At 43.7% G+C, this 5,095-nt stretch carries 4 protein-coding genes and 1 pseudogene; 4 read left to right on the top strand and 1 reads right to left on the bottom strand.

What is annotated here, in order from left to right; translation table 11 throughout:
• Positions 1-19 precede the first annotated feature (19 nt).
• The 4 genes and pseudogenes from F6J94_RS29950 (at position 20) to F6J94_RS29935 (ending at position 4,151) form a co-directional block, all read left to right on the top strand.
• Positions 20-1,774 (top strand): PD-(D/E)XK nuclease family protein, encoded by a 1,755-nt coding sequence (locus F6J94_RS29950; RefSeq protein ID WP_293046982.1) that lies wholly within the window; start codon positions 20-22, stop codon positions 1,772-1,774.
• Positions 1,775-1,895: 121 nt separating this feature from the next.
• A complete protein-coding gene (locus tag F6J94_RS29945) occupies positions 1,896-3,113 on the top strand; it encodes an RNA-guided endonuclease TnpB family protein (protein ID WP_293046980.1) in 1,218 nt (405 codons plus the stop codon).
• 42 nt (positions 3,114-3,155) lie between these two features.
• A pseudogene (locus F6J94_RS29940) lies at positions 3,156-3,326 on the top strand (DNA translocase FtsK); the annotation flags it as partial.
• Positions 3,327-4,151, top strand: coding sequence for an FtsK/SpoIIIE domain-containing protein (locus tag F6J94_RS29935; RefSeq protein ID WP_293046978.1), 825 nt, complete (start codon positions 3,327-3,329; stop codon positions 4,149-4,151).
• An 80-nt stretch (positions 4,152-4,231) separates the two neighbouring features.
• On the opposite strand, the gene F6J94_RS29930 is transcribed toward F6J94_RS29935, so the two are convergent.
• Positions 4,232-5,095, bottom strand: an 864-nt coding sequence (locus tag F6J94_RS29930; protein WP_293046976.1) for an SUMF1/EgtB/PvdO family nonheme iron enzyme, incomplete at its 5' end; no start/stop codon positions are given.

Here is a 5,095-nt window from a genome sequence, read left to right as displayed (position 1 = left end):
ATTCGGATAACAAGCGCCAATGTACCTGAATCAACCGGCTCAGCTTCGAGAGTTAATCCTTAATTTATCAGCAGCCAAAATTCTGTGGTTAGATACAGAAGTGGCTGACTGGAATACCCCTAATCCCAGATTATCTCTGATTCAGGTATTGGCTGATTCGACAGATATAAATGGTGACAAAGCTTACATCTTAGATGTATTAGACAAACCGGAAGTAGTGCAATACTTTGTCAACCATATTATAGTCAATCCTAACATTGAAAAAGTCTTTCACAACGCTAGCTTTGATTTACGCTATCTAGGGGGGAAAGAGCAAGCTAAGAATATCACCTGTACCTATCAAATAGCTAGAAAGCTGACCAACAAGAAACTACCCAATCCATTACAGGTATCAAACCATAAACTAAAAACCCTAGCGATAGAACTATGCAATTTCGCTAATGTCGATACAGAAGAGCAAAGCAGTGATTGGGGCAAACGTCCGCTCAGCCAAAAACAGCTAAAGTATGCAAAAATGGACACAGTCTATCTAGCCCATGTCCATCGCCGTTTACTAGAAATTGCCAAAAATAGCTGGAATCCAGAGCAGATGGTCAAAAGACAATCACGGACGCAAAAATCGGAATCCCCTTGCTTCAGTGTTACCCAAGTTAGGGTAGCCATTGAATGTCCTCGTTTATTTTATTTGAGTCATCACTTTGGTGGAAAAACCCTATTTATACCACCATCCAACTCACCAGGTATTGGGAAAGTATTCCATAAGCTATGTCAACAGTGTACTGACAAACTCCAGCAAGATTCCCGATTTCAAGCCTTATTTTCCCCCACAGCAAGTCAGCTAGACCAAAGCCAAATTAGCTCTAAGATGCAAGCGCTACTGTATGAGCTAGTGGTTTTCCCCAACATCAATACCAATCCAGATATAGCCTCGATCCTACTTCAACTGTGGCAAGCATTAAAATCACTAATTCCCAATTGGACTCAACTGCTAGTTACTAATCGACCCTATTGTCAGCCAGAGGAAGTAATTAGTAAAACCTTCGTTGCTCAAGAAATGAACCTCAGTTATGAGTTCACCCTTCCTGATGGCACCCAGCAACAAGTTAATGGAAAATTCGATAGCTTAATCTTCGACTGTGAGCGCGATCGCTATTGTGTCGTAGACTATAAAACCTATCAACCGGTAGATCCATCGGCTAACCTAGCTCAAGTAGCCCTCTATAGTTACATGCTCCACCAAAAAAAAGGAGTAGCAATCGATGCAGCAGTTTATTGTGTTTTACCGGAATTCCAAAAACACTACTATTCCCGGGAAGAGCTAGAGGATACAGTGCATCAGCTCATTCCCCATAAATTACAACAGATGCGCCAATGGCTGACTTGGAAACCTGCCCAGGTCGAAGAGGATGGAGATGGGGAAACTATAAAAAACCATTGCACTCCCACAATCGGTAAGGGCAACCTGGAGCCACCACCACCAACACGACAGCCTCACCTATGCAACATTTGTCCCCAACAGCAGACCTGCCAAACCTTTTTTGAGGAGGTGAAAACTGAGCAAAAGCCGGTCAAGGCACCATCCCGCCAAACTCCTGATATTGAGCAAAAGCCGGTCAAGGCAGCATCCCCCAAAATTCCTGATATTGAGCAAAAGCCGGTCAAGGCACCATCCCGCCAAACTCTTGATGCTGATCAGACCGGGGAAAAATTGGTGAGTACTCTAGAAGACTTTAACAAAAACTCGCGGAATTCCCCAACCTCTACGTTCGCGTAGCGTGGCCTACGGCCAAGGAGGTTGGGGATGGATAGCGAGCCAGGAATTTGAGGCAACACCTTGACATCTTACTGTGAACTATACATACTAGTAAGTAAGGTCGATAACAGGGTTGAGTGCAATGAAACAGAAAGCCGTCAAAGTCAGAATCTATCCCACAAAAGAACAAGTAATGATACTAGCTCAGCACTTTGGATGTGCTCGCTGGTGGTGGAATTATGCATTGAATCAGTGTATAGAAACCTACAAAGAAACGGGAAAAGGACTGAAGCAATCTGCACTCAACTCTATGTTGCCGAAACTCAAAAAAGAAAAAGAGACTGAATGGCTAAAAGAATGCTACTCTCAGGTTTTACAATCTGTGAGCTTGAATCTTAGTCGTGCCTATCAGAACTTTTTTGAAGGAAGAGCAAAATACCCTAGATTCAAGTCATATCATCATCGCCAGTCAATCCAGTATCCCCAAAATGTAAAACAGGTGGGCAATAGCCTAAAGTTCCCAGGAAAATTAGGAGTTGTTAAAGCTGTAATTCATCGACCATTAGAGGGGGAAATTAAGACTGTAACAGTAAGCTTTGACCCTTCTGGCAAGTATTACGCTTCTATTCTAGTGGAATACGAATCAACAGAGGTTAAAGTATCTAAAGAAGGGAACGTGATTGGCATTGACTTGGGCATCAAGGATTTTGCGATTACCTACGATGGCGAAAAGACTTCTAAATTTGGCAATCCCAAACACTTAGCTAAATACGAAAAGAAACTAGCTAAGAAACAACGTATCGCAGCCCGGAAAAAGAAGGGCAGCAATGGTCGCAAAAAAGCGCGCAAAATTGTAGCTAAGGTATACGAACGTATTGGAAATGTCCGCCAAGACTATCTGCACAAGCTATCTAGAAAGATAGTAGATCAAAATCAAGTGGTAGTAGTCGAAAACTTAAATGTCAAGGGCATGGTTCGTAACCACAAATTAGCTAAAGCAATATCTGACCTGGGTTGGGGAACTTTTGTAAATTTCCTTTCTTATAAATGCGAAAAAGAAGGTAAAATATTGGTCGAAATAAACCGGTGGTTTCCCAGCTCTAAAACTTGCTCTAATTGTCATTACCGAATCAAAGAGTTACCACTATATGTAAGGTCTTGGACTTGCCCAAACTGTGGCACCCATCATGATAGGGACGGTAATGCAGCTAAGAACATTAGAGCAGAAGGTATCAGAATGCTATCCTCCTCTGGGACGGGGGAGGTCAACGCCAGTGGAGAAGAAGTAAGGCCAAAACGAGGACGTCCATCCAAGTTGAGGCATTCTTCCGTGAAGCTGGAAGCCCCGACCTGGCCGTAGGCCACCCTTCGCGAACAACGAAGTAGGTCGGGGTAGTTCACAATTAGTGTCGATTATGTCAACGCAACAGTTGCTCCAGCATTTGTCCGGATCAAGGTAAAACCCAATCGTGGGGTAAAAGTCATATCGATACAGAATCGCTCCAAGGATTTACAAGTACACTTAGGTCTGGAGAATCCTCCCCTGATTACTCCGGAAGCTGGGTATGTCAGTGTGGATTTACCTCGGAAGGATGAGGATAGAGAAGTAGCTCGATTTTCTGACTATATCCAGCCTCAGCAAAACTCAAGTAATCCTCCCAAGATTGGGATTGGAGTAAATTTAGATGGGAAATTGGTAGAGGCGGATTTATCTGATCCCAATACCTGTCACTTTTTGGTAGGGGGCACAACCGGAAGTGGCAAGAGCGAATTTTTGCGATCGCTTCTGCTATCCCTACTCTATCAGCATTCTCCTCAACAGCTCAAAATTGCTCTAGTTGATCCCAAGCGCGTCACTTTCCCAGAATTTGAGGACATGCCATGGTTGCTCTCACCAATCGTTAAAGATAGCGATCGCGCTATCGAACTGATGGCAGAATTAGTTTACGAAATGGAGCAGCGTTACCAGAAATTTGAACAAGCCAAGTGTGCTCACCTGGATGCTTATAATCAGCAATTGATTAATAAACAAATTTTACCATTACCTCGGATAGTCTGTATATTTGATGAATATGCTGACTTCATGGCAGAAAAAGAAATCCGCAAAGAGTTAGAATCAAGTATTAAGCGTTTGGGAGCCAAAGCTAGAGCAGCTGGGATTCATTTGATTGTTGCTACTCAACGGCCAGACGCTAACGTTGTTACTCCGATTATTCGGTCTAATTTACCAGGGCGAATTGCTTTACGCACAGCCTCTGAAGCCGACTCAAAGATTATTTTTGGTGGCAGCAATACTGAAGCGGCTTATTTGTTTGGTAAGGGGGATTTATTGTATCAAAAGGGTGGTAAGTTAGAGCGATTGCAAAGTTTGTTTGCTGAGAGGATTGTATTACCTTGATTTTAAAATATAGTTATCAAATCCATCTCATACGGCGGAAATAAAGTATAAAAGTATAAAAATACAAAAAGGAAAAAGGGCTAAGTTCTCCCAACACCCCTAGCCACACGAAAACCGACAATGTAGTAGATGAGATCGCGCGCGCTACAGATGAGGCGGGAGGCAGAACGGCAATCCCTAGGAACGAGGCAGGAGCCGCCCCGCAAAGTATAATAATCAGTATTATTATCAAATTGACTCCAGATACTTCCATCTCTAGGAGCTCCTTCGTAATTACCATGCCAAGGATCCGCACACCACTCCCAAACATTGCCGTGCATATCGTATAAGCCAAAGCCGTTGGGGGGAAAACTTCCTACGTCGGTGGTTTTTCCTCCATATTCCCCTTGTGCTTCCTCTGCATAAGTATTTGAAGCGTTATAATTAGCGAATCTACTGGTTATGGTCTCTCCATAATGGAATGGTGTAGTAGTTCCAGCTCTACAGGCGTATTCCCATTCCGCTTCAGTGGGTAATCTGTATTCCGTTGCTGTATATTCACAGAGGCGATCACAAAATTCCACCGCATCGTACCAGTTTACTCGCTCTACTGGTCGATTCTTTCCTTTAAATCTCGAAGGGTCTGGCTTTAAGTTCCGGTTAACTTTTGGGAGCTTGGCCACAGCTCGCCATTGCGCCTGGGTTACCAGATATTTGCCCAGGAAGAAGGGTTGGATGGTTACTTTGTGCTGAGGTCTTTCCCTGTCATGACTGTCCTTCTCAGTTTTCGGGGAACCCATTAAGAAGTTTCCTGCTGGAATATACACCATATCTAGGACCTGATACTGTGCATCGGTACAAAAACCCATCACATGCTCCACCCCAGCTCGATTGTACCAACTGCGGTCAAAACAGACAATTTCACCGGCTGCGGGCAGATGAGCTACATAGCGCTGGAAATACCA

Origin of the sequence: Moorena sp. SIO1F2 (assembly GCF_010672755.1) — a bacterium.
In the GTDB taxonomy this organism is placed as follows: domain Bacteria; phylum Cyanobacteriota; class Cyanobacteriia; order Cyanobacteriales; family Coleofasciculaceae; genus Moorena.
Note: the sequence above shows the minus strand (reverse complement) of the source record. Positions and strands in the feature narration are given on the sequence as shown.